This window comes from Paenibacillus sp. 01T443, assembly GCF_056398325.1.
On record NZ_JBFTPE010000007.1, the window covers coordinates 26,019 to 52,385 of the forward strand.

Annotated in this window: 17 protein-coding genes and 1 riboswitch; of the genes, 5 read left to right on the forward strand and 12 right to left on the reverse strand. The window is 48.6% G+C overall.

Annotated elements, in window-relative coordinates; all coding sequences use genetic code 11:
* Positions 1 to 12 precede the first annotated feature (12 nt).
* Positions 13 to 360 carry a metal-sensitive transcriptional regulator gene (locus AC1DLI_RS12430; RefSeq protein WP_308996044.1) on the reverse strand — a complete coding sequence of 116 codons (348 nt, stop codon included), beginning with the start codon at positions 358 to 360 and terminating at the stop codon, positions 13 to 15.
* 281 nt (positions 361 to 641) lie between these two features.
* Here AC1DLI_RS12430 and AC1DLI_RS12435 point away from each other — a divergent pair, with 281 nt between their 5' ends.
* From AC1DLI_RS12435 to AC1DLI_RS12445, 3 genes are read left to right on the forward strand one after another with little or no spacing between them, the layout of a single operon-like run.
* A complete protein-coding gene (locus tag AC1DLI_RS12435; RefSeq protein WP_477602955.1) occupies positions 642 to 1,586 on the forward strand; it encodes a DoxX family membrane protein in 945 nt (314 codons plus the stop codon).
* 25 nt (positions 1,587 to 1,611) lie between these two features.
* Positions 1,612 to 2,358: a glycerophosphodiester phosphodiesterase gene (locus tag AC1DLI_RS12440; protein ID WP_477603405.1), complete on the forward strand. Its 747-nt coding sequence runs from the start codon at positions 1,612 to 1,614 to the stop codon at positions 2,356 to 2,358.
* Positions 2,355 to 3,557 (forward strand): SLC45 family MFS transporter, encoded by a 1,203-nt coding sequence (locus tag AC1DLI_RS12445; RefSeq protein WP_477602957.1) that lies wholly within the window; start codon positions 2,355 to 2,357, stop codon positions 3,555 to 3,557. The genes AC1DLI_RS12440 and AC1DLI_RS12445 overlap by 4 nt, the downstream gene beginning before the upstream one ends.
* A gap of 92 nt (positions 3,558 to 3,649) precedes the next feature.
* On the opposite strand, the gene AC1DLI_RS12450 is transcribed toward AC1DLI_RS12445, so the two are convergent.
* On the reverse strand, positions 3,650 to 4,516 hold the full coding sequence (locus tag AC1DLI_RS12450; protein WP_477602959.1) for a YitT family protein: 867 nt from the start codon (positions 4,514 to 4,516) through the stop codon (positions 3,650 to 3,652).
* A 163-nt stretch (positions 4,517 to 4,679) separates the two neighbouring features.
* On the opposite strand from AC1DLI_RS12450, the gene AC1DLI_RS12455 reads away from it, so the two are divergent.
* Positions 4,680 to 4,973 carry a YczF family membrane protein gene (locus AC1DLI_RS12455; protein ID WP_477602961.1) on the forward strand — a complete coding sequence of 98 codons (294 nt, stop codon included), beginning with the start codon at positions 4,680 to 4,682 and terminating at the stop codon, positions 4,971 to 4,973.
* Here the strand turns inward: AC1DLI_RS12455 and AC1DLI_RS12460 are convergent.
* The 6 genes from AC1DLI_RS12460 to AC1DLI_RS12485 all read right to left on the reverse strand — a co-directional run bounded on the left by AC1DLI_RS12460 (position 4,879) and on the right by AC1DLI_RS12485 (position 12,612).
* Positions 4,879 to 5,979: a GerAB/ArcD/ProY family transporter gene (locus AC1DLI_RS12460; RefSeq protein ID WP_477602963.1), complete on the reverse strand. Its 1,101-nt coding sequence runs from the start codon at positions 5,977 to 5,979 to the stop codon at positions 4,879 to 4,881. The genes AC1DLI_RS12455 and AC1DLI_RS12460 overlap by 95 nt on opposite strands.
* A gap of 19 nt (positions 5,980 to 5,998) precedes the next feature.
* On the reverse strand, positions 5,999 to 7,210 hold the full coding sequence (locus AC1DLI_RS12465; RefSeq protein WP_477602965.1) for a Ger(x)C family spore germination protein: 1,212 nt from the start codon (positions 7,208 to 7,210) through the stop codon (positions 5,999 to 6,001).
* On the reverse strand, positions 7,207 to 8,634 hold the full coding sequence (locus AC1DLI_RS12470) for a spore germination protein (RefSeq protein ID WP_477602967.1): 1,428 nt from the start codon (positions 8,632 to 8,634) through the stop codon (positions 7,207 to 7,209). The genes AC1DLI_RS12465 and AC1DLI_RS12470 overlap by 4 nt, the downstream gene beginning before the upstream one ends.
* A gap of 176 nt (positions 8,635 to 8,810) precedes the next feature.
* Positions 8,811 to 9,089 (reverse strand): hypothetical protein, encoded by a 279-nt coding sequence (locus tag AC1DLI_RS12475; RefSeq protein ID WP_477602969.1) that lies wholly within the window; start codon positions 9,087 to 9,089, stop codon positions 8,811 to 8,813.
* 72 nt (positions 9,090 to 9,161) lie between these two features.
* Positions 9,162 to 10,901, reverse strand: a complete 1,740-nt coding sequence (locus AC1DLI_RS12480; RefSeq protein ID WP_477602971.1) for an ABC transporter ATP-binding protein — start codon at positions 10,899 to 10,901, stop codon at positions 9,162 to 9,164.
* A 4-nt stretch (positions 10,902 to 10,905) separates the two neighbouring features.
* The gene (locus AC1DLI_RS12485) at positions 10,906 to 12,612 is read right to left on the reverse strand and encodes an ABC transporter ATP-binding protein (RefSeq protein ID WP_477602973.1); all 1,707 of its coding nucleotides are present in this window, start codon (positions 12,610 to 12,612) and stop codon (positions 10,906 to 10,908) included.
* A 203-nt stretch (positions 12,613 to 12,815) separates the two neighbouring features.
* A riboswitch (ZMP/ZTP riboswitch) is annotated at positions 12,816 to 12,894 on the forward strand.
* 62 nt (positions 12,895 to 12,956) lie between these two features.
* On the opposite strand from AC1DLI_RS12485, the gene AC1DLI_RS12490 reads away from it, so the two are divergent.
* Positions 12,957 to 13,802, forward strand: coding sequence for a bifunctional 5,10-methylenetetrahydrofolate dehydrogenase/5,10-methenyltetrahydrofolate cyclohydrolase (locus AC1DLI_RS12490; protein WP_477602975.1), 846 nt, complete (start codon positions 12,957 to 12,959; stop codon positions 13,800 to 13,802).
* A 1,356-nt stretch (positions 13,803 to 15,158) separates the two neighbouring features.
* On the opposite strand, the gene AC1DLI_RS12495 is transcribed toward AC1DLI_RS12490, so the two are convergent.
* The 4 genes from AC1DLI_RS12495 to AC1DLI_RS12510 all read right to left on the reverse strand — a co-directional run bounded on the left by AC1DLI_RS12495 (position 15,159) and on the right by AC1DLI_RS12510 (position 25,871).
* Positions 15,159 to 16,115 (reverse strand): sugar-binding transcriptional regulator, encoded by a 957-nt coding sequence (locus AC1DLI_RS12495; RefSeq protein ID WP_477602977.1) that lies wholly within the window; start codon positions 16,113 to 16,115, stop codon positions 15,159 to 15,161.
* 165 nt (positions 16,116 to 16,280) lie between these two features.
* Positions 16,281 to 21,929: a 5'-nucleotidase C-terminal domain-containing protein gene (locus tag AC1DLI_RS12500; protein ID WP_477602979.1), complete on the reverse strand. Its 5,649-nt coding sequence runs from the start codon at positions 21,927 to 21,929 to the stop codon at positions 16,281 to 16,283.
* Between the two features lie 414 nt (positions 21,930 to 22,343).
* Positions 22,344 to 24,116, reverse strand: a complete 1,773-nt coding sequence (locus tag AC1DLI_RS12505) for an ABC transporter ATP-binding protein (protein ID WP_477602981.1) — start codon at positions 24,114 to 24,116, stop codon at positions 22,344 to 22,346.
* A 12-nt stretch (positions 24,117 to 24,128) separates the two neighbouring features.
* Positions 24,129 to 25,871, reverse strand: coding sequence for an ABC transporter ATP-binding protein (locus AC1DLI_RS12510; RefSeq protein WP_477602983.1), 1,743 nt, complete (start codon positions 25,869 to 25,871; stop codon positions 24,129 to 24,131).
* Between the last annotated feature and the right edge of the window lie 496 nt (positions 25,872 to 26,367).

The window sequence follows — 26,367 nt, forward strand, 5'->3', positions numbered from 1 at the left end:
TCCCCTCTCCGACTATTTCATTAATTTGTTAACCGTAACCAGCAATTCATCAATCACTTCGCTCTCGCCGGCTTGAATACGTTCAACGACGCAGCTTTTCATATGTCCCTCAAGCAGCAGCTTCCCTACGCTATTCAGAGCAGATTGCGCAGCAGCGATCTGATTAAGCACATCATCGCAATACGTATCCTTCTCGATCATGGCCTTTACGCCTCGAATTTGCCCTTCAATCCGATTAAGGCGTTTCGTTAAATTATCCTTCATCTGATCGGAGTGATGGCTCTTGCGAGGAGCAGCTGAATCACAGCATTCTTCGGAAGAATGCTCGTGCTCCCCTTTGTTTATTGCGCTTTTGTTCATTCGACATACCTCCATGGGGTATATGTTTCTGAAATCAGAATATCATACCCCCACGGGGTATGTAAATACCTTTTTTTAAAATATAAGAATTTATAAGTTTCACATTTATAAATAAGCTTATATTTCACCGCGAAACGATCTTTTGCCGCCAAGGACGGCAACAGCCGTTTACACTTGTTTTGTGTTTTTATTCCATTCCTGACACTTTTATTATGGAGGGCAATATGCTACGATCCTCGTAAACAACTGTAAATAACATCTAATCGGAGGAATAGCAGCTTATGGATTATTATGCACATGTCAAATGGTTCACAGACGTCGTTGCAGAGAAAGTACCGATTGCCGCTGTGCTCTCTCCTTTTTTCATGACACTGGCTGTGTTCGTCGCGGTTCTGCTGGCGGTCTTGACCCAGCTGCTGCCCGCGCTCTCCAAATCGAAGCTCTCTACCCGAATTGACAGCGAGCTTGATAAGCTTAGAAAATATTCCATGCCGATCCTCAAATACGGTACTGCCGCATCGCTGCTTATTCAAGCAGCTACGGGAACGCGCTTCGCGCTTGAGTTCGAGCTTACAAGCGGCTGGCAAACCATCCTCATGTGGACGGCAATCGTTCTTCTGCTTATTCCGCAGCATTATGCGACTAAGATAGGTGCGCTAGCCATGCTCGTCTTGTTTATTGACACGAGCATCGAAGCCGGACTGTTCCATATGCTCGATTACGGCTTTTATCTAGCCATCATCGGCGTTCTTCTCCTTGAGAGGACCAAGGAATCCAAATGGGGCTTCCCGCTTCTCTACTTAGGAACCGGACTTTCGCTTTGCTGGGTGGCCGTTGAGAAATGGATCTATCCCACGATGGCCGAGGATATAATCGCGAACCATAACGTGCCAACGTTCGGCTTCGAGCCGGCGTTGTTCATTGTCATGGCAGGCTTCATCGAATTTGTTGTCGGTTATTTGCTTGTCGTCGGCATATTAAACCGACTGCTTTCCGTTGTGTTGACGCTCATTTTCATATCCACCACGATGCTGTTTGGCATGAGTGAGCTTACGGGGCATTTTATGATCCACATCGTGCTGATCCTATTCATTATCGAAGGCGCCAGTTTCTATAAGCCGCCTGTCTCGATGCACCGCACGGTGATTGACCAGATGATATTCGTGTCACTCAACTTTATATTTGTGCTAGCCACCTTCGTGCTCATTTATTATCGCTTCGCTTAACTTGAAAAAGAGAGGAGTGACCCTTATCAAAAACGTGATCAATTTCGCTCACCGCGGCGCAAGCGGCTGCTGCCCGGAAAATACACTGGCTGCATTTCAGAAAGCGCTTGAGCTGGGCGCTACAGGTATCGAGACCGATGTTCAATTAACCAAGGACGGGCGAATTATCGTCATTCATGATGAATCCTTGGCAAGAACCGCAGGCTTAAACAAGCTTGTAAAGGATACGGATTATGATGAGCTCGCTGCCCTAGACGCTGGAAGCTGGTTCGCTCCAGACTTCCATGCTCAGCGGATACCAACGCTTGAGCAGCTGCTGGAGCTGCTCAAGCCTACCGGGATTGTTCTCAATATTGAGCTCAAAAACGGTGTTTTCCCCTACCCTGGGATCGAGGAGAAGGTCATCCAAATGGTTCGTACCTACCACATGACGGAACGCGTAATTTTATCGAGCTTTAATCATTACTCGCTTGCGCTTTGCAAGCAGCTTGCGCCTGAAATTCGTACAGGGGTTTTGTACATGGAAGGACTGTATCGTCCTTGGGACTATGCGGCATCTCTTCAAGCCGATGCGCTGCATGCCTATAAATTAGCGGTAACGCCGGAATGGGTCGCAGAGGCGTCCGCGCACGGCATTGCCTATCATCCTTTTACCGTAAATGATACGGCCGAGATGGAGAGACTAATCGAGGCCGGCGTGGGCGGTATCATTACCGATTATCCTGATCGCCTGGCGGAGATGCTGGCAAAGAGAGGAGCAATCTTAGAGTGAAAAAAACATGGCTGCTCGGGTTCGGTTTTTTCAGCATCAGCATCACATGGGCGCTGTATAACGCATTTGTCCCTTTTTTCCTCGATAATTTTTTGAAAAGCACCGCGCTTATCGGGTTTATGATGACGATCGACAATTACTTTGCATTATTCTTACAGCCATGGATCGGCAGCCGCAGCGACCGCACGAACAGCCGTTTTGGCAAAAGAATGCCCTACCTGTTTATCGGCATGCCTCTCGCCGCACTGTTTGGCGCTTTAATCCCGTGGCATATCAGCTTGCTTACTTTAGTCTTGTTCATGGTCTTGATGAACCTGTCGATGAGCCTGTACCGTTCACCAGCCGTCGCTCTTATGCCGGATATCACGCCTGACAGCAAACGGACGCAAGCAAACGGTATCATCAATTTCATGGGCGGTATCGGCTCCATCATTGCTTTTGCCGGGGGCTCGTTTCTTTACGAGAAGCATGCTTCACTGCCCTTCCTTACCGCATCCGTATTAACGCTGGTCTGTCTAGTCATACTATTCGTTACGATTAAGGAAAAACGCGATTCTATTGGCTACAATGTAACCGAGGAGAAGACCAAAATATCCTTTAAGGGTCAGCTGACCCGTCCAACGATGTTTCTGCTTGGAGCGATTTTTTTCTGGTTCCTTTCCTATCAAGGCGTTGAAGCCTTCTTTACCTTATACGGAAAAAATCATTTACAGCTGACCGAAGGGCAGTCATCCTTCTCGCTTGCCTTCTTCTCGCTCGCCTTTGTGCTTGCCGCCATCCCAAGCGGCCTGCTTGGCAACCGCTTCGGCAAGAAGCTTATCATCACTCTTGGCGTCATCGGTCTCGTCGTGATTTTCGCCGCGATTTCGTTTGTTGACGCGCTGCTCCCGCTCCGGGCACTGCTCCTAGCCGGCGGAATATGCTGGGCCATGATTAATATCAATTCCTACCCCTTCATTGTTTCACTCGGAAAAGAGCAAAGCATCGGTACGCGCACCGGAATCTATTATCTAATATCCTCGCTCGCCGCTATTGCTTCGCCGCCGCTTATGGGCTCCTTGATTGATCTGTTCGGCTACTCGGTATTATTTTATTTCTCATCGGGCGGTATGGTTATCGCACTGCTCTTTCTGCTTGGGGTTAAGGATAAAGGCTTAGCACGGTCAGCCGACGAAGCGGCAGCAACGACAAGCCTTTAAATAAACAGCTGCCGCCGTCCTCCTTGGCAAAAGCACAAAAAAAATCCGGCTTCGCGTCGTTTAAGACGCTGCCGGATTTTTTTGATAAGTAATTAGTGAATGCTGCCCTTGCTGAAGCCGCCGCCCATGACGTCGGATACATGCTCGATGGCAATAAAAGCATTCTCATCGATGGATTGCACAATAGATTTTAGCTTAGCCAGCTCCAGACGGGATACCACGCAATAGATCATTTGCGTCTCATCCTTCGAGTATCCGCCTCGGGCTTGAATCAACGTTGTGGTGCGGCCAAGCCGATCAATGATCGCTTGCGATACCTCTTCGTATTCGGATGAAATAATCGTAACCGATTTGGATTCATCGAGACCTTCCACGACGATGTCGATCAATTTAATGGCGATATAGTATGTAAACATCGAATACATAGCCGAATCCCACTCAAAGACGAAACCGGCGACTACAAAAATAACCACGTTAAAAATCATAATAATCTGTCCGACCGGCATGCGCAGCTTCTTCGAAATGAGAATCGATACAATCTCCACGCCATCCAGCGATCCGCCGAATCGAATCGCAAGACCGACGCCCACTCCCAGAATAAGTCCGCCGAACAATACAGCCAGCAGCTTCTCCTCCGTGAATGCTTCAACATGATGGAGCAGCGACGTTGTAACGGACATGACAATAATGCCATACAGCGTAGAGATCGCGAAGGTTTTCCCTATTTGCTTATAACCGAGAATTAGAAACGGTACGTTTACTACGAACAAGAACACGCCTAGGGGAAGCGAAGTTAAATGCGCCAGCATAATCGAGATTCCGGCAATGCCTCCGTCGATCACGTTATTGGGCACTAGAAACAATTCCAAGGCAACGCCCATTAGAACCGAGCCGATCGTAATGAATATAAACCGTTTGAAAATTTCTATAGATGATAACCCCTTATGTACCTTTGCCAACAGTTCAACCTCCGTTTTTTCTTATTCTATCCTTTAACCTTAGCACAAAATTGGAATTTTCTCAAAAATGCATGTACCCCGTTTAGAACATATGCCGCATACTCCCGTCCATATTCCGCCACAATAACGACAAGCAGTTCCCATCAAAAAAAGGAGAGTTGCCATGAAGGTGCCACTTATTATTATCGGTTATGCCATAGCAAATTTGATTTATGATTACGTCATGAACCTATTTGACGGTATGACTTATCTTGAAGCATGGCTCAGTCTGGGCACGTATTTCATCATGCTTACGACCGCGGAATACGTGATGATTATCTTCAGCCTATTGGTGCTGATTTTTAGCATGTGTCCCCCCGCCATCAAGCAGCGCTTTGCTTCTTTTTTCGCAACAAAGCAACGATTAACAGCACAACCGGGATCGCAGTCTGAAAAGGGAACGCAACGTAAGGGTTAATGATATAGCCCTCGATATAATTTTCCACCGAATTTTCAGCAACCATAATCGAGGAAAATAAAATGAGAATGCCAAGCGGAATCGCAATGACCTGAACTCCCTTCAGCTTCCATAAATCAGTCACGGCCATGACAGCCACGTAAAAATAGATAACCGCCTTAAAAAAATAACTGATGACCAGTGTAGAGATTGAAATGCCATCCATCTTCTGAATAAAATCCCCAATATTAATCTTCGAAGTGGTTGCCATAAGCGGTATCGTCGATCGGCTAAGCAGATCCGGTCCAAGCACCGAAGCGTTAAGCGCCATCGTATAACTTAGCACCAGACCCGAGAAAATGGCAGCCATGACGCCAATTCGCACAACCGAGCCCGTTTTTCTTGTATCGACATACGGAAAAAACATCATGATAACGACCAGCTCGGCATAGGGCAGGAAATAAGTAAGCGGAATCGAGTTAATAACCGTTTTCCACCCATTTTCGAGTAAGGGCAGCATGTTGTTCACATCAATGATATCCGAGAAAATGACGAATAAATTACCGATCACCCCCAGAACCACCATGACGATAAAAAAAGTAACGATTGTCCGCGTCATGGCTTCTATCCCTTGATAGACAATATAGATCAATGCAATCGCCATTAAACATAACAGCGCAATGAGCGGGGTTTCATCATAAACAGCAATTGACATGACATTGCCGATACCGCGAAAGTTGCGTACCGATTGATACATAAAGTGGACGCTGTAGATGAATACAAGCGGTTTTCCAATATAGGGCCCGACGATTTTGGGTACATACGTTGTAAAGGGGTCTTTTGGATAGAGCATATAGAGCTTCCCATATACAAGCAGGATACACAGCCCCGGAATAAGTCCGAACAAGATAGCGATCCATGTATCCTGCTTTGCGGTACCGCCAACGCCAAGGGCTATCACTCCGCCTAGCTCAAACATGACGATCACGATAAAAAATTGAAGCCCGCTGATTTTTCCCGATTCCATAGCAATCACCTTTAGCCTATTATTTCGATATATTGCTCAAATAGGATTTATTCCGCAAGCCTTGATGACGAATTTCGGTATGCACGGTTACCGTCACTTCACTATCCGCAAAAGCGCTGCTCCAATCGTTCTTCAGCTTGCGCCACTGCTTTGGATGCTCCCGCCTGAACATCTGGCCCAGCCCCAATATGTCCCGTTTGTCTGACTGCGCCTGCTTAACCGCCGACATCACTTCCTCGCGAATCGCTTCCGCCCATTGCTTCTCAAGCTTGTCGATGGCTTCCGGCTTGCTCAGATCCAGCGGCACCTGCAGCTCGCTTACGGAGCCCTCTGCGTTAATGGTATAGCGGAAGCTAAGCTTGTTACCGGCGAGCTGCGACTTCACCTTCGTTTTGCCCCGCGATACCTCTATGCTGACCGCTTTCGGTTTCCCCATAGCGTCAATCGTCATGACGGAGCTATCCATCTTATTACGGGCCCAGATGACTCCTCTGGCCAGCTTGCCGTCCAGCCATCTCTTTAATTTTCCATCCTGCATGACAGCCATTCCGCTAATATTGATGCTCGCAGCCGGACTTGTTTGCTCCACGTTGAATTTCCGAGCCGACTGGCTCAAATCACCAACCAGCCTAACGCCGCTTACGAGAAGTACATTCTCTTCAGAGACCATCATTCTGATTACATCATCGATGTACACAGTCAGGTTCTCCGACCAAAGCCTTGTGCTGTATTCCATCTTGCCCATCACCGCATTCGCAGGGATTTTCTCCAGCGGCGTTAACGTTTGAACGACCTTTTCTGCCTCTCTGCCCCGCGCGACAAGAACGATGGCCGTAAGCCTCGTCTCCCGTGATCGGTCAAAGAAATCGAACAATTCCTGCATACCTGCTTTCGCGAGCGATTCGCCAATAACGACAAGCCGAATATGAGCAAAAAACAGCTGCCGCGGCACTTTGCGGGAGGTTTGGCGTATCGCCTCATAGATCGAGCTTCCGGTTCCAGAATAAACCGTAGCCGGCGCTCCATATGCGCTGCCTCCGGCGACGATCCCCGGTGCCACCTGACCGGAGTTCGCTACCTGGAACGTAACCTTGTATTTATTTCCCGGCGCTTTGTCTATGCCAAGAGCCATTACGATGGCCAGCTGCTTCGGCTCGCGGCTGTTCCAGCAGCCCGTCAAAGTCGTCGCTGCAATCAGCAAAAGCAGCACATACACGAGTCGTTTCTTCATCCTTTTCCCTGTCCCCGCTTCAGATTAAACGCGAAATAAGGTAAACCCATCGACTTCAAGCTGGATAAATGCGCAACCAAAATAAACAATCCGATCAGAATGCCGAATAATCCGAATACACCGGCCAAGATCATTAACACAAAACGTAATATCCGCACCGAAATCGCTATATTAAACGCTGGGGCCGTAAAGCTCGCAATGCCTGTTGCCGCAACAATAATGACCATAGCCGCAGAAACGATGCCCGCCTGTACTGCTGCTTGTCCTAATATCAATGCGCCGACTATGGATACGGCTTGTCCGACCGCCCTCGGCATTCGAACTCCCGCTTCCCGCATCAGCTCAAAGCTCAGCTCCATTAGCAGCGCTTCGACAATGACAGGAAAAGGCACGCCTTCCCTCTGGGCGACCAGACTAATGAGAAGCGGAGTCGGAATCATCTCTTGGTGAAACGTAATCGCGGCAATATACAAAGCAGGCAGCATAAGCGAGATTAGATAACCCACGTATCGCAAGAGCCGAATAAGAACACCGATATCGGACAGCTGATAAAAATCTTCCACCGATTGAAAAAACTGAAAAAAAGTAATCGGAAAAATAAGTACAAAAGGGGTTCCGTCAACGATAACGGCAATTCGCCCGTCCATTAAATGTCCGACGACGCCATCGGGCCGTTCCGTATCATAGATCGTCGGAAACGGCGTAAACTTCGTATCCATAAGATGTTTCTCAATCGTTCCGGATTCTAGAACCCCGTCCTCCCGAATGGCGTTAAGCCGCTTCCGCAGCTCCTGAATAATTTTCTCGTCGGCAAGCCCGTTTATATACATCACCGCGACATCCGTTTCGGTCAAATCTCCGATCGTAAACATTTCAAGCCATAGGTTCTCATTTTTAACACGGCGGCGTATTAAGGAAATGTTCGTGCTGAACGATTCCGTAAAGCTGTCCTTAGGCCCGCGAATGGTCACCTGGGTCGTCGGCTCTGTAATCGCTCGCCATTCCATCCCTTGCGTAAATACAATGACAGCCTCGCTGCTGCCTTCTACAAAAATAATCAGGTCACCCGTCACGACGGCCCGAATGACCGTTCTCCAGTCCATTGATTTGGCTGCGCTTCCGATCAGTGATGCCTGGGCCATCACCCAGTGCAGCGGATTAAGATGATCGCCCCGCTCTTGCTCGCAGGGCCTGTTCTCATCGAATAAATTCGTAATCACATCATCGATGGCTTGCCGATTAGAGAGATTGGCATTGTAGACGACTGCCGCAGTCAAGCTCGGCTCGACGCTTCGTGTGTAATGCCGAATCACATAATCAGGGCTTTGACCAACCATTTTATAGAGATGTTCGATATTCAGTTTTATTTGCTTGACCAGCAAGGTCTCGATTCCGGCTGTGGATTGAACATCCGCTTGCGCCATTCCATCACCCCATACCCCAGTATTCCCGGGAATAAATGGGAGTATGCGCCATATCTGCTCTCCCGCATATTATCTGACTGATTCGTTAAAAGAGTAGCGCAAAAAAGGGACCGCCTCCGCAAGCCGCAGCTTGGAAGCAGTCCCTTTGACAGTCTGTATTTATTACATTCATTCAACTAATCGACGTAGCCGGCAAGTCCCTTATCCATCAAATAATCCATCTCAGCGTCCAAGATCGATTCAACGACCAGCTCGTTCGACTTCACGTCGGGGCGGCTCAGCACATAATCAACCAAATCATCGCCGTCAATGTCTACCTCACCGTTTTTGTCTTCCTTTGCACTGTTAATATAAGCCTGCTCATGCTTCAATACCAGCTTTATAAGCTGCTCGTCCGCATTGGTTTCGCTTGCTATATACTGCACTAGCTCTTGCTCGTTTAATTGTTCACTCATCGTTTGTCATCTCCTAATCGTAGCGCTTGTCTCATTGTACCACATTCATTCCGCCCGCATGGGCTGGACAAGCTAAGCGTTTTGTAAAAATTGATTGCCGTGCAGCTCATAATAAAGCCCTCTATCTGCAAGCAGCTCCTCATGGCTGCCGCTCTCCGCGATTTGGCCGTCTTTAATGAACAGGATCTTATCTGCATGACGGATCGTACTCAATCGATGGGCAATCACGAAGCTGGTTCTGCCGCTGAGCAGTTTTTTCATCGCCTCTTGGATTTGAAGCTCGGCAAGCGTATCGACGCTGCTTGTCGCTTCATCCAATATGAGCAGCGCGGGATCTCCAAGGATTGCGCGCGCAATGGTGATAAGCTGGCGCTGTCCATGGCTGACGTTGCCGCCTTCGGCTGTCAGCTCCGTGTCATAGCCGTCAGGCAGCTTGGCAATAAAGCTGCTTGCATTTGCCTGGACCGCCGCGGCTTCCACTTCTTCGTCCGTCGCATCCAGCCTGCCATAGCGTATATTTTCGCGAATGGTTCCCGAGAACAAGTGGGCATCCTGCAGCACGATGCCGAGCTGTCTCCTAAGACTGTTTTTGTCCAAGGAGCGAATATCCTCGTCATCGATTAAAATTTGACCGTCTTTGATCTCGAAAAACCTGCCGATTAAATTAATAATAGTCGTCTTGCCTGCCCSGGTAGGCCCAACTAGCGCAATCGTCTCCCCCGGCTTGGCTGTAAAGCTGATGTTGTTCAGCGCTGCCGTTCCATCCTTATACTCAAAACGCACATCGCGGAATTCCACTTTGCCGGCAATCGAATCGATCTGCTTGACCTTTCCTTCTTCTTCATATTCGGATGGAACCTCCATCATTTCGAATACCCGCTCCGCTCCCGCAACGCCGGACTGGATCATGTTATATTGGTTAGCGACTTCATTTAACGGACCACTGAATTGCCTCGAATAACCGAGAAAACTAATAATTACGCCTACGGTTGCTTGGTCATGCACAGCAAGCCAGCCGCCGACGCCTGCAATGATTAAATAGCTGATATGGCCGAACATATTCATGAACGGCCCCATGGTGCCGGAGTAGATCTGGGCCTTGATGCCGACTTTCTTCAGCTTTGCGTTTGCAGCGCTGAACTGCTCAGCCATCCGCTCTTCCTGATGGAATAAGGCTACAACCTTTTGACCGGATATTGTCTCCTCGATAAAGCCATTCAGCCCTCCCAGCTCCTGCTGCTGGCCTTTGAATTGCCGCTGTGTCGCCTTCGCGATTCGTTTTGACACGAATACGATCAGCGGGATGACTACAAGCGCAACCAAAGTGAGCCACACATTTAGAAGCAGCATCATCGTGAAGGAGCCGATAAGCATAATCACGCTCGATATAATTTGAATCAAGCTTTGGTTTAACGTATTCGTAACGTTGTCGATATCGTTTGTTGTACGGCTCATCAGCTCGCCATGGTTTTTACTGGCAAAAAAGGGGATAGGGAGCTTTTGCAAATGATGAAACAAATCCTTGCGTAAGCTCCAAACCGTGCGCTGCGATACCTCAGCTAAGAAAAAAGCCTGCAGCCAACCGACCACGCTGCCCGCCGCGTATACCCCGAGCATAAGCAAGCAAATTTGAAGCAGGCCGTCATATTGCTTGGCAACGATATAATCATCGAGTGCGGTTCCGAGCAGATAAGGGCCTGCAAGCGTAAGCCCCGCAGCAGCGAGCGTAAGTAACATGACCGTCAGAAGACTAGCTTTTTGATGAAATAAATAATAGCCAATTTTTTTTAATGTCGCCAAAGTATGATTCATCTGGTTATGCTCCTTGCTGGGATATGGCTATTTGCTGGTAAAGCTTGCTCCCTTGAAGCAGCTCGCCATGCGTGCCGATCGCTGTGATTTGACCGTCCTCAAGCACGATAATCCGATCCGCTTGCTGCACGGATGCGATCCGTTGTCCGATAATGAGGCAGGTGCTGCTCTTCATGATCGTTTGCAGCGATTGCCGGATGAGCAGATCCGTATTCAGATCAACCGCGCTTGTGCAGTCGTCGAGTATGACGATCTTCGGCTTAAGCAGCAAAGTGCGGGCTATCGATAAACGCTGCTTTTGCCCGCCGGATAAATTGACGCCCCGCTGTCCAAGTACGGTATCATAGCCGTTTTCCAGCTTCATAATGAAAGAATGAGCTTCGGCCGCTTTAGCCGCTGCTTCAACTTCTTGCTGCGTTGCATCCGGCTTGCCGAAGCTGATATTATCCCGAATCGTGCCGCTGAACAAATGAGCCTGCTGGAGCACCATGCCGATTTGGCTGTGAAGCTCATAGGGATCCATCTCGTTAATAGGCACGGAATCAATGCTCAACCGGCCCTCGGTAGCTTCATAAAAAGCCGGGATAAGGCTAACGAGCGTCGATTTCCCCGCTCCGTTCACACCGACGATCCCTATCGTCTCTCCTGGCTCAGCAGTGAAATCAATATCGCGCAACACAGCTTTCTCCATATTCCCGTCATAGCTAAAGCTCACTTGCTCAAAAGAAATTCGGCCTTCTCGAATGGGCTTCGGCTGCGGACGGGATTGCCGATCATCCTTCTGCTGATCGACAGGGATTTCCAAAATCTCATTAATGCGGTCCGCGGAAGCTTTCGCCCTGGAAATGGCCATCAATTGATTGCCGAGCCCTAAGGTGGAGAACAACAGCTGCGTAATATAAGTTAGAAACGCTGCAAGGCTGCCTACAGAAAGTACTCCTCGTTCAGAGAGCATGCCCCCATACCATAACGCAGCTACGATGCTAAAATTCAGTATGATCGACATAAGCGGCGTATTAAGCGCAACGATTTTTGCTGCTCGCAGACTAGCATGCAGTAAATTCGAATTCGTTTCATTAAAGCGCTCTTCCTCGTAATCCGCGCGAACAAATGCTTTAACCACGCGAATACCTGACAAATTTTCCTGCATAACGGTATTTACTTGATCAAGCCGCTGCTGCATTCTAGCGAATAACGGAACCGTTATCCGGGTGGTAATGACGAGAAAAACAGCCAGCAATGGAATCATCGCCAGTAAAATAATAGATAGGCGCGGACTGATCATGAATGCCATGACCAAGCTTCCGATAATAATGAACGTATCCCGTGCAAAAACACGGAGAATTAACAGCACCAAGCCCTGTATTTGCGTGACGTCTCCCGTCAAACGGGTCACGATGGACCCCGAACCGAAGCGGTCAAGCGACTGAAGCGACAATCCCTGTATCTTTTGAAACAGCTCCTGCCTCAAATCCGCTCCAAAGCTTTGCGAAGCTATCGTCGCGAACACGGTGCAGCCAACGCCGGCAACTAAACCGACAAGCGCCGCCAGCAGCATTTTCGGCGCGGTTGCCGCAATTGTACCCAGCTCGCCGGCGATAATTCCATCGTTCACGATGCTTGCCATAAAGCGCGGCTGCAGCAGGTCCATGCATACCTCCAGCAGCATGAATAACGGTGCCAGCACGGCCGGCAGCTTGTATTTCTTCAAGAATCTACCCAGCTTTAACACGTATGCACCTCGATCTCCTATCATTTTGCGAAACTGAAAATAAAGAGGGCAGCGGCTCTGCACCCTCCAGGTAGAGTAATTATAGCATCCCTCGAATCGTTTCCCCACTCCTAAATCCAGAAACCCTATGCGAATGGACTCGTTTTTTCACGCAGGAACTGTTAAAATGAAGCTAACATCAAAAAGCTGTGCGTAACTGGCGGAGCATGGGGAACCATGAGGAAGCGCGCAGATCATTAGCCGTACGCCTGGGCAAAGGTAAGGGGACATTCCCCTTGCCTTTTTATGTTTTTCGATAACCATTCGAAGGAGCTGGGTAAAGGATGACGGACAAATTGATTTTAGACGGCGCACGTGTGGCAGATGCAATTAAAGAGCAGTTGAAAACTAGAGTGGAAGAACTCGAGGCCTCAGGCATTGTGCCCTGCTTGGCGACGATACTGGTCGGAGATGATCCTGCTTCCGAGACTTACGTTCGCATGAAAGGAAATGCCTGCAGAAGGCTTGGCATCGAGTCGAAGCGCATCCATTTGGATAGGTCCATTTCGACCGAGGATTTGATAGCTGTCATCACGCAGCTGAACCGTGATCCGCTCGTTCACGGTATCTTATTGCAGCATCCTGTGCCGCATCAGATTGATGAGCGGGCAGCTTTTGAAGCGATAAGCATTCAAAAAGACGTGGATGGCGTGACCGCACTCGGCTTCGCTCAAAATGCTTTTGGCTATGCAGACTACCCGTCCTGCACGCCTGCCGCCATCATGGCTATTCTGGATTATTATCAAATCCCGATTGAGGGCAAGCATGCCGTTGTCGTCGGGCGCAGCCCGATTCTGGGCAAGCCTGTTTCGCTGATGCTGCTTAACCGCAATGCAACCGTGACAACCTGCCATTCCAAAACACAAAATCTGGCGGATATGCTGAAGCTCGCAGATATCGTCGTCGCCGCGGTCGGCAAACCGTCTTTCATCCAAGGAGAGTGGATTCGCGAAGGGGCAGTCGTGCTTGATGCCGGCTACAACCCGGGGAACGTCGGGGATGTCGATTATGAAGCTTGCCTAGAGAGAGCCAGCGCCATCACCCCTGTCCCAGCAGGTGTCGGACCCGTCACAATCGCTATGCTGCTGAAGCATACGGTTGATGCCACGGAGAAGCTGGCTCCAATGTAGCTTGGTAGTTTTATAGTTTGTGCAGTAGAATGTCTCGCAGCAGCTAAATAGTTTGGTTCGTGCAGCAGAACCCCGCTCAACTGGAATGTTTCCTGGCTACGCTGCAGTTTTTACAACAGAAACAGCCTCAGATGAGCTGTTTCCTGGCTACGCTGCAGTTTATACAACAGAAACAGCCTATCTAGACCCATTGAGGTCTTCATAGGCTGTTTCTGCTGTATTTTCTACACTGTAGCGCCCCATCATGCTCGCAGGACCCGGTTTCTATTGCACAAAGTACAATGTAGTAACTAGTAACAACCGGATTCAGCTCGACCTATAAGCAAATCATAGGTGAGCAAATGAGAGTTGAATTGTTTATTGGTGGAGTCTGCCCTCAACTGCGGAGCTATTTGGTTATGTTGGATTTTGTGCATCAGAACCCCGCTAATGTGAGAGGTTTCTTGGCTACGCTGCAGTTTATACAACAGCCCCCCTCAAACGAGGTGTTTCCTGGCTACGCTGCAGTTTATACAACAGAACCACTCTCAGATGAGCTGTTTCTTGGCTACGCTGCAGTTAATACAACAGAAATAGCCTATCTAGACCATTGAGGTCTTCATAGGCTATTTCTGCTGTATTTTCTACACTGTAGCGCCCCATCATGCTCGCAGGACCCGGTTTCTATTGCACAAAGTACTATGTAGTAACTAGTAACAACCGGAGGCAGCTCGACATATAAGCAAATCATAGGTGTGCAAATGAGAGTTGAATTGTTTATTGGTGGAGTCTGCCCTCAACTGCGAGCTATTTGGTTATGTTGGATTTTGTGCAGCAGAACCCCGTTCATGTGGATTGTTTCTTGGCCAAGCTGCAGTTTATACAACAGAACCACTCTCAGATGAGCTGTTTCTTGACTACGCTCCAGTTTCTACAACAGAACCACCCTCAAACGAGGTGATCCTGGCTACGCTGCAGTTTTCACAACAGAAACAGCCTATCTAGACTCATCGAGGTCTTCATAGGCTGTTTCTGCTGTATTTTCTACACTGTAGCTTCCACCATGCTCGCAGAATCCTGTTTCTATTGCACAGAGTGCAATGTAGCTGACGTCTACGTCTAGCACGTTGTTTCGCAGCAGTGCAGCTGCGTCTAGCTCATTACAGCTACTGTCTATCACGTTGACTCGTATCAGCGTAGCTGCCGTCTACGTCCAGCACGTTGTTTCGCAGCAGTGCAACTGCGTCTAGCTCATTGCAGCTACTGTCTATCACGTTGATTTGTATCTACTTAGCTGCCGACTAACCTATTGTTTCGCAGCATCTAAATAGTTTGGTTACGTTGCAGCAAGCGGATTCCTTCCCCTATCAACGTACTCTACATATCCCGCTCCAGCAAATACCTCCCCGTAAACTGATCGGTAATCAGTACGTTCGTATACCCCCCGCGCAGCGCACCATATATACCGTTCACCTTCTTCACTCCGCCCGCTACCAGAATCGACTGTTCTTTGCGCTTCAACTCATCGAGGCTGATGCCGATTGTGCGCTCATTAAGCTCCTCGGAGCAAATGGCCCCCGTCATATCAATGTAACGCGAGCAAATATCGCCTGCAGCCTTTGAGCGGATGATGTCCAGGTCCGAATCCGTGAAATAGTTCGCTCTAATTAATACCGAATCCTCAGTCGGCGCTCCTACGGTTACAACCGCGATGTTGGACAGCTTGCCAAGCTCCAAAATATTACGAATATGCCGGTCCGACTCTATTGTCCGTTTGACAATCTCATGGTCGACTAGCGCAGGAAGCGGAATAAAGTAAGGAATCGTGTGGAATGCTTTGCCGAATAAATGAACGATTTCATACGCATAGGTATTCGTTTCCGAATGGCTGACCCCTCCGTTTAACTGCACGACCTTCACATCGCGAACAGGCTTATCCTTAAGCTGGGTGGCCATTTGAAAAAGTGTCGTTCCCCAAGTCGTCGCAATAATGTCGCCGTCTCTCACCGTATCATATAAATAGGCTGCCGCTGCTTCGCCGATGTATCGTTTCACAATGCTGTCCTCGTATTGGGGCACGGAGACGATGACTGCTTTTTTCAGCCCAAACTTGGACTGCAGCCGGCCGGCAAGCGCAAAATTGTTCTCATTAGGATGAACGATTTTGATCTGAACGTAACCCTCATCCTTTGCCTGCTGAAGAAATCTGGATATCGTAGGGCGAGATACACCCAGCTTCTGCGCTATTTCCTCCTGATTATAGTTCAGTTCATAATACAGCCTTGCCACATCGATCATTTTGCTCAGCTTATCATCCATTCGATCATCCGCCATCCGAACTCAACTCTTTCTATGTAAGACTACCGCTCTCTATATTTCCACAAAACTATAGCAAAGCAGCAATAAAAATACAATAACGGCTGCTAGTGTTCCCTTTTGCAAAATAAAACGTCCCACCCCACTCGTTGCAAAGTGGAATGGAACGTTTCTGCTAAATTGTTATGAACTGCTCTTCACATACTCTATTGCCGTCAATATTAGTGTAACAATCTCTGCTCTTGTTGCATTTGCCTGCGGTGCAAAACGGTTGCCGCCTGTTCCTTCAACCAGGCCTGCTGCTTCTGCTGCAGCGATGGATGGGCGCGCCCATACTGGAATATCGCTAACATCCGCAAAGGTTGGTTTCGCATTCGGATTGACCTCAAGACCAAGCGCGCGAACCAGAATAACGGTCATTTCCGTTCTTGTTAAGGCGCTTGACGGTCTTAATGTATGATCCTCGTACCCGCTTATAATTTTATCCTCGATGAGCTGAGCAAAGAAGGAACGTGCCCATGCAGGAACCTCACCCGCATCCGCAAAATCCAGCTTCCCATCTGAAGAATCCAGCTTGAATGCTCTGCCGACCATCGTAATGAATTGTGCTCTTGTTGCTTGCTCACTTGGGTGGAACGTACCGTCACCATACCCTTTTACAAACCCAATTTTCACGGCTTCTTCAATAGCCTTCGCTGCCCAATGGCTGCCTACGTCACTGAACTCGATTTCAGTGTCACCTCCGCCTGGCGTTGGCGTTGGTGTCGGTGTCGGAGTTGGTGTCGGATTCTCTCCGCCGTCACCCGGAAGCGGTTGGCCCAGCAAATCTGTAATTCGGCCTTCCGTTCCAATATTGATCGTACCTAAATTCGTCAAATGCTCCCAGAACACCTCATAGTCTACGATATTCAGCTCATGCTGGCGTCCAGTATCCTTCGCCTGCTTCATCGATCGGTAGAAGTCGCCGCCATTCGCCATAAAGGAGTTTGTTGCCACAAAATAATAGCCATTCACATCAATTGGACTGTAGCTGCCGTCAGCATTTTTAATTTCCACTTTTACGATGCGGCTGCCCGCTTGCGTCAATTGCCCATTCGCATCAAGCACCTCCGGCTGCTTTTTGGAATCGTAATAATAACGCAGGCCGGACACTTGAGGAAAGCGACCTTGTCCCGTTTCGATTCCGCTCACGCCGTTTTCCAGCGCCGCAATGATCTCTTGCCCCGTCATGCGAAGCGCAGTAAGGTTATTACCAAATGGCATGACCGTAAGCAATTCGCCGAGCGTAATGTCGCCATCCGTTTTGCCATCCGCGGTTTTCTTAATGGATGCGCGAATGCCGCCTCCGTTTTGAATCGCAACAAAGCCTTTTACTTCATACTGCTGCAAATCCGGATTGCCGCTGACAAGGCTTTTCACTTTAGCGACCATGCCGTCTGCCATCAAATTGCCAAGATTCGTTTCCTTGGCACGAACGTTGTTGCGTTCACCTTCCAGCAGCACATTCGTTTTACCGATTACTTGACGCTCAATTTCGGCGATTCCTGCTTGATAAGGTTTCAGCATCTCTGTCGCAACCGGGTCTGCCGCAAAGGTTGCAATGTCCAGCAGCTTGCCGTTCCATTTGGTAAGCACGCCTGCATCGTTAAATTTCAAATCCAATCTGCCTAAATATTTGTTGTACTCCTCTGCTTGCACGACCAGTGTAGGCTCGCCATCAGCATGGAATACCTTTGGCGCATCAACCTTCGTGTGGCTGTGTCCGCCAACGATGACGTCAATGCCAGTTACCTGCTCAGCCATTACTAGATCAAACTCATGGCCAAGATGCGTTAATGCTACAATTTTGTTAATGCCCATGTCCTGCAGCTTTTTGACCGTTTCCTTCGCCTTCGCGATATGATCCTCAAAAACAATATTATCGCCTGGCGATGCAAGAAACTTCGTATCCTCGGTTGTTAAGCCGAATACCCCTATTTTCTCTTCGCCCTCTTCCAAAATAACCGCGTCATAAATTTTCCCTGCTTCCGCCGATTCACCGATTGCTTGTTCGGATACTAACCCGCTTATCTCGGGTTCCTTACTGAAATCAATGTTCGAGCTCACGAACGGGAATTTTGCTTTTTCCACAAAATCAGCCAGTACCGAAGGCCCTTTATCGAATTCATGATTACCGAATACCATGGCATCGTATCCGAGTTTATTCATAAACTCCAAATCCGCTTGGCCTAAGTATTTATTGAAGAACAGCGTACCCGAGAATACATCTCCCGCATCGAGAAGGATTGAATGAGCCGTTTCTTGGCGTATCTGTTTAACCGCTGTAAATCTTTTTGCAACATTCGCCAAGTTGGCATGCGAATCATTCACATGCATAATCGTCATTGCAAACTCCGCATCCTTCTTCGCTGAGAGGTCAAGCTGCGCAAGCAGCGGATCATGGTCACTTACTCTGCCCTGCTCGGTTGAGAAGTCCGCATTAACATGAACGACATCAATTTCAGCTTTTTCTTCCATCCCTTTATCCACTAGAATGTGATCCAGCGTTTGCGAATTCCCGTCATAGATGTAAGAGTAGCGTTCCGAAACAGGCAGCTTATCTACCAGGTTAGCTAGCTCTCCACCCTTCAGCTTGTTCAGCGTACCGGAGAATTGGAAATCATTAAAGTCTCCCAGTACAACAACGCTTGCGTCAGGATCCTTTATCGTAAGCTCCTTGACGAAGCTGTTTACAGCTTCCGCTTGCTTCGCGCGCTGCACTTCACTGCTGCGAACAACCGGCTGGATATCTCCCCACGGTTTGCCGTCCCCGCCTTTAGAATTCAAGTGATTGGCAATAGCCACTACGCGTTTTCCTTCAAAGAGGAACTCTGCAACCAACGGTTTGCGGGAAGATGCAAAGGTTGCGGCATCCGTGGAACCGATTCGTCCTGGATTTTGCGTCAATCCGCCCATTGCGTCCACCTTCACCGATGTTGCAAAACTTCCCTTCCTGTCCGATGCCAGAGTTACACGATCGGCATTATACAAGAAGCCAACGCGGATATTGCCGCCAGGCGCCCCGCCGTCTTTATTATTCTCCGGAGCTACGTCGGTGTAAGCATACGCAGGTCCGCCCTTCAATTTAATGGCATCGATTAACACTTGGAAGCTTTGGGAAGCGTCCGTAACGGCTGTATCATTCTCGCCGTCATTATCTTGAACCTCCATCAAGCCGATAATATCCGGCTGCTTCATGTTCGTCACGATAATAGATGCGATTTTTGCCGCCTTTGCCGTTTCAGCCGCATTGAAGTTTTCCACATTAAACGTACCAATGGTCAGCTTGTCCGAATCCGTTACAATACTCGTCACCTTCTGCGTATTGCCGCTGCGGATAATAGCAGGCAAAGGCTGTGTCGGCATCAGCTTGTAAAGATCGCTTGCGTAATTAATGACGCCGACAATGCTGCCGTCAAAAGCATCGCCTGTTTTGATCTCTGCTCCCGCTGGTTTGGAACCGCCGATAAATAGCTTTTGAGGATTCAGACTGCTGTCTGTCGGATCTAACCCGTTGCCTTGCAGCACAATGCCGCCTACTGCCGTTTTCACTGGATTATTAGCGCCGTTATCAACCGTAACCGGAGTTACAGAATTGGCATACGGTCCCGTAATCGTCGGTTGTTTGAGCTCGACAAGCATACTTTCCAAACTTTCAAAGAAATCAATCGCATCAACGTCTGGATTAAACACGCCGAAGCTGTCTGTATCGATTAGATTCGGAATGATACGTCCGCCTGTCCCGATCAAGGTTGCAACTGGCAGCTCATTAGCGCTTGATAGCTTATTGATCGATGCGGCATTGATCTGAGTAACCGTCAGCGATGGACTGTTGCCGAATTCCTGAACCGTACCCGAGACGGAAACAGCGTCTTTCACTACAAAGCCATGCGCTGGCTTATAGACCTGAATGGCTTCCGACGTATTAGGTTTGTTATCCTTCTGCGCATCAGGCGCTTGCATATAAAAGGAATTCGTAGTTACCGAAGTTATGATACCCGTGACATTGGAAACCTGTACATTATTGTAAAACGACTTATGTGACTCGCCTTGAATTTTGTTGATCGTTATGCCATCTGTATTTTCCAGCACCTTATAAGTAAAGGTTGCTGCTTCGCTTGTCTGTCCTCCAGCAGTGACAACCGCTTTAATAACGGTATCCGCGTTAACGACAATCGAGCCTGTATAAATGGTGCCCACCGATGCCGTCGGTACGGTTCCATCGGTTGTATAACGAATGACGCCGCCCTCAGCCAGCGTGCTTAGCGCAACCGATCCGCCGGCGTTAATGCCGCCAGAAGGAATACTAGCTTGTACTGCCAAACGCTTCTCTACAATGTCCAGCGGAAAGCGGGGAAGAAGCTCCAGCCCGACGCTGGAATGATACGTCATAACGCCAGTAACCTGCTCAAAGGTTTTCCCAGCGATAAAGGAAGCATCGGAGGAATAGATAATGATTTTACCGCCGCTGGCCGCATCCGTTGCTGTAACTACGCCGCTCGCGACACTTTCAACGGTCAAGTTATTCACTTGAACCAGACGACCTTCGAACTTATTGCGGTTGTCGATCGTTTTGCCAAAGCTAGTCGAATCTACTAGGATAGGCGAAGGGACAGGAACTGAACCCGTTACCTTCGTATTTTGTGCAGTCGCTTCCAATTGAAGCAATCCCGAAAATTCGGTCAGCTTGCCGTAAGCCTCAATCTGATCGCCCGGCTCCGCAGAGACGCTGTTCGGTACTCTAACGATGATGCCGTTATTCGCATCCTGAACGAAAAGATTTACAAAACCGCCGGAGTCTGCCCTGTGGGTAACGACGCCGCTGAGGGTAACGCTTGTACCGATCGCTGCAGCACGGGCCTCTGCGATTGTACCCAACTCTGAGATGCTGTAAGAAAATTCACGCAGCGCGCTATTCGTTAAGCCTTCTTTCTTCGCATACGCATGTACCGTCGTCGGTCCCGTTATGACGATGGATGAAGTTCCCGGCTGATACCAAGTGAAGTCTTCGGGTGCGACTTGCGCATCGCCTGCGCCGTAGACGCTGTAGTAAACGCTGGCGCCAACCGTTGGCGTTGAGAGCTTGATAATCGTGCCCGATTGCACAGCTCCAGGGCTTACATCCGGTTCGACCGCTTCTACTCCTTCTGCAATAACGCCATAAGAAGAATTGCGAGGATCTGGCGTCCCGATGGTAAAGTCCGTGCTGTTGTTATCCGTATCGAGTGCTCTCTCTCCTAAAACACTTGCTTTTCGAATTGCAGCTGTCGTATTCGATAATGCCCCGACTGGTGCTGCTTCAAACTCGGTGGCGTCTGATCCGAAACTGACTAAATCTACCCGCACATCTGTATCCTTTACCACTCCGACCAATTCTACCTTACCTTTTGTACCGCTCATCGCGATCGTTCCGGTTACATTCGGAGTGGGTAAACTCATCGTTCCGTTAGAACCGGCTGCTTCTTGAATCAGAAAGTAACCTTTGGATTTAATAATGCCGCTTAAAAGGGTCGTGTTGGAAAAAGCGCCTGTTTCACTAGCGTAGCGAACCTTCCAACCAGTCAAATTCACATCCGAACCCGTAGGGTTGTACAATTCGATAAAATCATTTTTGAATACAGCCCCGCTGTTGCCGCCTCCGCCATACACCTGCGAAATCACTACTTTGTCATTTTCAGGCGCTGCATGTACCGGGCTCCCGATGCTACCGAGCGTGCTGCCAGCAACCAGAAGAGCCGCAAGCAGCATGCAGGCTTTTCTTTGTGTTCGTCTAATCAAATTCTGCATTCCCATGTTCCCCTCTCCACAACTATAAATAGTATTACTCGCCTTTTCTAGCTTAGTAAAAATTTGTAATCCCAATATCAAAATGAAATAAAGTTCTAGTAAACATGCACATTTGTTCACCCGCGGCAATAAAAAATCCCTTTGCTTCAATACATGCATGCCATCCGAAAGAAGACTATTTGCATAAATGAAGGAAAGGGATCATAGCTTTGGGCCCAAAGCTAAGGGCCGCGTGAATCAAATGTAATGTAAACTGACATTAAACTTATTGAAGAGTATACATTGGAACAAATATCCTGTCAATTGGTAGAAAGTATTAGAAAAACAGAGTTAAAAACAGCCCTATTCGAACAAAAAAAGCTCCGTACACATGACTGTTTATGTCATATATACGGAACCTTAGGCCCTGTTTTGTTCGATTTATGCTTCTTTCGGCACACCTGCCCGTTCCACGGTGCCCTTCTCGCCCTTCTGAAGCTGATACATCTTGAAGTACCTGCCTTCAAGGGCCATTAATGCATCATGGTTTCCGCGCTCCACGATCTCACCGCGATGCAGCACCAGAATTTGATCCGCCTCGCGAATGGTAGACAAACGATGCGCGATAACCAGCGTCGTTCGGCCTTGGCTGACCACTCGGAGCGCCTGTTGAATAAGTCCCTCTGTCTCGCTATCAATGCTCGCAGTCGCCTCATCCAAGATGAGAATCGACGGATCGAACGCCAGCGCTCTGGCGAAGGAGATAAGCTGCCGCTGCCCCGATGACAGCGTACTGCCGCGCTCAACTACCAATTCATCGTAGCCGTTTGGCAGCTGTTCAATGAACGGAGCTGCGCCGACGTCCTTTAGCACGCTTTTCACACGGTCGAGTGAAATGTCCTTATTGTACAGACTGACATTAAATTTAATGTCCCCCGCAAACAGATACGGATCCTGCAGCACAATTCCCATATGCTTGCGCAGCTCCTGCTTCGAATACGTCGCAATGTTACGTCCGTCAATCGTAATTGCCCCTTTATCCGGCTCATAAAAGCCGAGCAGAAGGTTCATAATCGAGCTCTTGCCCGATCCGGTATGCCCGACCAAAGCGACCGTCTCACCCTTTCGCGCTTCGAACGATATTTGCTTCAGCACATCCTCGCCTTGTTTATAAGCAAAGGTAACATTTTCGAATTTCACGACGCCATCCGGTCTTTTCACCTGATTAACCTCTTCAACCTCCATGCCTTCCATGTCCAGTATTGCGAACACCTTCTCCGCGGAAACAAACGCACGCTGCGCATTTGTCAGCTGATCGAAGATACCGATAATCGGTTGAAAAATGCGTCCTAAATAGTCAATAAAAGCATAAAACACACCGTACATAATAGCCGTCTCGAGAGAAGCGCGGCCAAAATACCAAATGACCATTGCCGTAACCAAGCTTCCGATCGTGCCTACGATATTCCTCGAAGATAGAGAAAATACCCGAAACTGTTTGATTTGATTCACATAACGATCCTCATTGAGAACTTCAAACTCCTCAAGCGTCACCTTCTCGCGGCGAAAAGCTTGAATAATTGGCATGACGACGATCGATTCATTGATCATGGCATTCATATCACTGAGTCTAGCGCGCATGACAGTAATGTATTTCTTCGAATATTTCAAATGCACGACCATAATGAGCGCAAAGAGCGGCGGCAGCAGCAGGCAAAACAACGCCAAGCGCACATCTAAGATAAACAGCGCCGTAAAAATGCCGATGAGCTGCACGAAGCTGACAACGAAGGTCGCCATGAAACTCATGAACAGATCACGCACCGCCTCCGTGTCGTTTGCGATTCTCGATACGGTCTGACCAATCGGCGTATTGTCAAAATAGCGCAGCGGAATTCGCTGGATATGCCGCATGAGATCCATGCGCATGTTCTGTATAATTTGCAATGCGGTCGATTGCAAAATATACGACTGCGAGAAATTCCCGACACTTGCTACAAGCAGCAATCCCATATATAAGGCAAGAAGCCATAGTACAGGCACTAACTCGCCGCCTCCGGCTGCTAAGTGCTTATCAATAATCGTTTTTATAATAAAAGGACCGCCAAGCTCAGCCCCGACTGCGCTGCAAAGAATAAGCAGGGCGCCGATAATTCTAAACTTATAAACGAGAGCATATGCGAATAGTCTTCTCGCCGTCGATTGCTTTGGCATTCTAGAGCCTCCTCATTCTTCCAAGCTAGCTTCCATTTGCTGCCGTTCCCACTGTTCCTTATACCAGCCACCGAACAGCATTAGCTCCTCATGCGTGCCTTCTTCAATGATGCGCCCTTCGTTCAGCACGATAATCCAGTCCGCATGACTAACCGCTGAGAGACGGTGTGTCGAAATAAAAGTGGTTTTCCCCTCGCGAGCAAGCCTGATATGGTGAAGAATACGGCTTTCAGTCCGCGCATCCACCGCCGATAACGAATCATCCAGCAGCAAAATTTCAGAATCAATAAGCAGGGCACGCGCTATAGCCAGGCGCTGCTTCTGACCGCCCGAGAGCATCACCCCGTTTTCGCCGACGACAGTTTCAAGCCCTTCAGGCATTTGCGCTATATCCTCCGTAAAGGAAGCCATTTGAACAGCATGCGCGATTTCTGCCGAAGTCGCATTCGGCTTGCCTAATGCGATATTGTCGCGAATCGTTTTGGATAACAGCAGATGCTCCTGCGGAACATAGGCGATCCAGCGCCGCATTTGATCGATCGCGATCTCCTCCACGGGTACGCCGGCAATAAACAGCTGCTTCTGATCTAGGGGATATTGGCGAAGCAGCTGCTTGAGCAGCGTACTTTTCCCGCTCCCCGTTTTGCCTACGATACCAAGCGTCTGGCCGCGTTCAAGCTGAAAGGAAACGTCAGCTAGGCTAGGCTGGCTGGCAGTAGGATAAGTAAAGGTAAGCCGCTTCATCTCGATGCGGGTAGGAACTTTAATCGCAACGGGTTTATCTGAATCTTTAAGATCCGGCTTTTGCGTCAGCGCCGTATCCAGACGGTCAGCCGAAGCGCTTCCGCGCTGCAGGACATTGATAAACTCGCCAAAAGAAATCATAGGCCAAATGAGCATGCCTAAATAAATATTAAATGAAATGAGCTGCCCGAGCGAAATCTCATCCTGGAAGACCAGATAAGAGCCATAGCCGATCCCAATGGAATAGCTGACCCCGACAATTAACGAAATGATCGGCTGGAACAGCGCATTCAAAATGGAAACCCGCTTATTTTTGAGCATCACATCTGTCGTCACCTTATTGAAAGCATATAGGTCATCGTTCTCCTGTACATAAGAGCGGATAACGCGTATGCCTGAGATAGACTCCAGCGCGTGATCATTCATTTTTCCGAAAGAAGCCTGCGCGTCAAGAAAGCGTGTTCTCACTTTTTTGCCCAGTTTACTGATTACGACCGCGAGCAGCGGAAGCGGAATAAGAGCCGCAATCATTAATTTATAGCTTACGAGTGAAATCATCATAATAACGACTACCGAAGCGCCGACAAGCGTGTTCACGAGCGTCATAACGCCATAGCCGGCCGTTTGTCCGATCGCGAGCACATCATTTGTAGCTAAAGCCATAAGCTGGCCCGTGCTGTTGCGCTGGAAAAAAGCAGGCGTCATCCTCGTCAAATTCGCAAGCAGCCGTCCTCTCAGCACCTTCTCGACTAGAGCCGAATTTCCAAACAGCGTCGTAATCCATATGTATACCATGATGTATAAAAATAGGGAAAGACCGATTAAAAGCAGCACCGTCTGCGTCAAGCCAGACGAAGTCAGCTCTCCTTCGCGGATGTGATCTACCGTTTTGCCAATGAGAATGGGCGGTACCGTTGATAACAAGCTGACTAATGCCATAATGCTGACAGCAAGCACATAGCTTCCCCATCTATCCTTAAAAAACCATCGCAATCGATTTACAAAAGACATGATATCCCCCTTTTCACCTTATCCATCTTACGACTTGCTTTATTGAGGCTACTAACATAAAACCCTTACATTGGGATCTTCAAAGCTGTGGCTTATCCAACTAGCTGCCACTTTTCAGTATAGCAGTTACTACGATCTAATTTCACCTTATTGTGTAACAAAAACCTTCATTTGGGCAAAAATATGATTCTGCCTTGTCAGACTCATTACCCTCGAGATGTTTACGGATAGCACGAAGACTTTGGGTCTCACTTACAAATGCAGCAATACAAAAGAGTATATACTACCTGGCACTCAAATTCAGGCTCTCTGCCTGTCTCTACTACTGGGAATTCAGCAAGAAATCCTTCCTTTCCTTCAAGCTGCACGGAAGAGGCAAGCGGCTTATTACAGAGACTTTATGAATAAACAAGCGGTAATTGCAGCATCCGTTTGCTTACAGAACTAAATAAAAAGAGCCTGTGCGCAATTGCGCACAGGCCTTTCTATTTCTCCT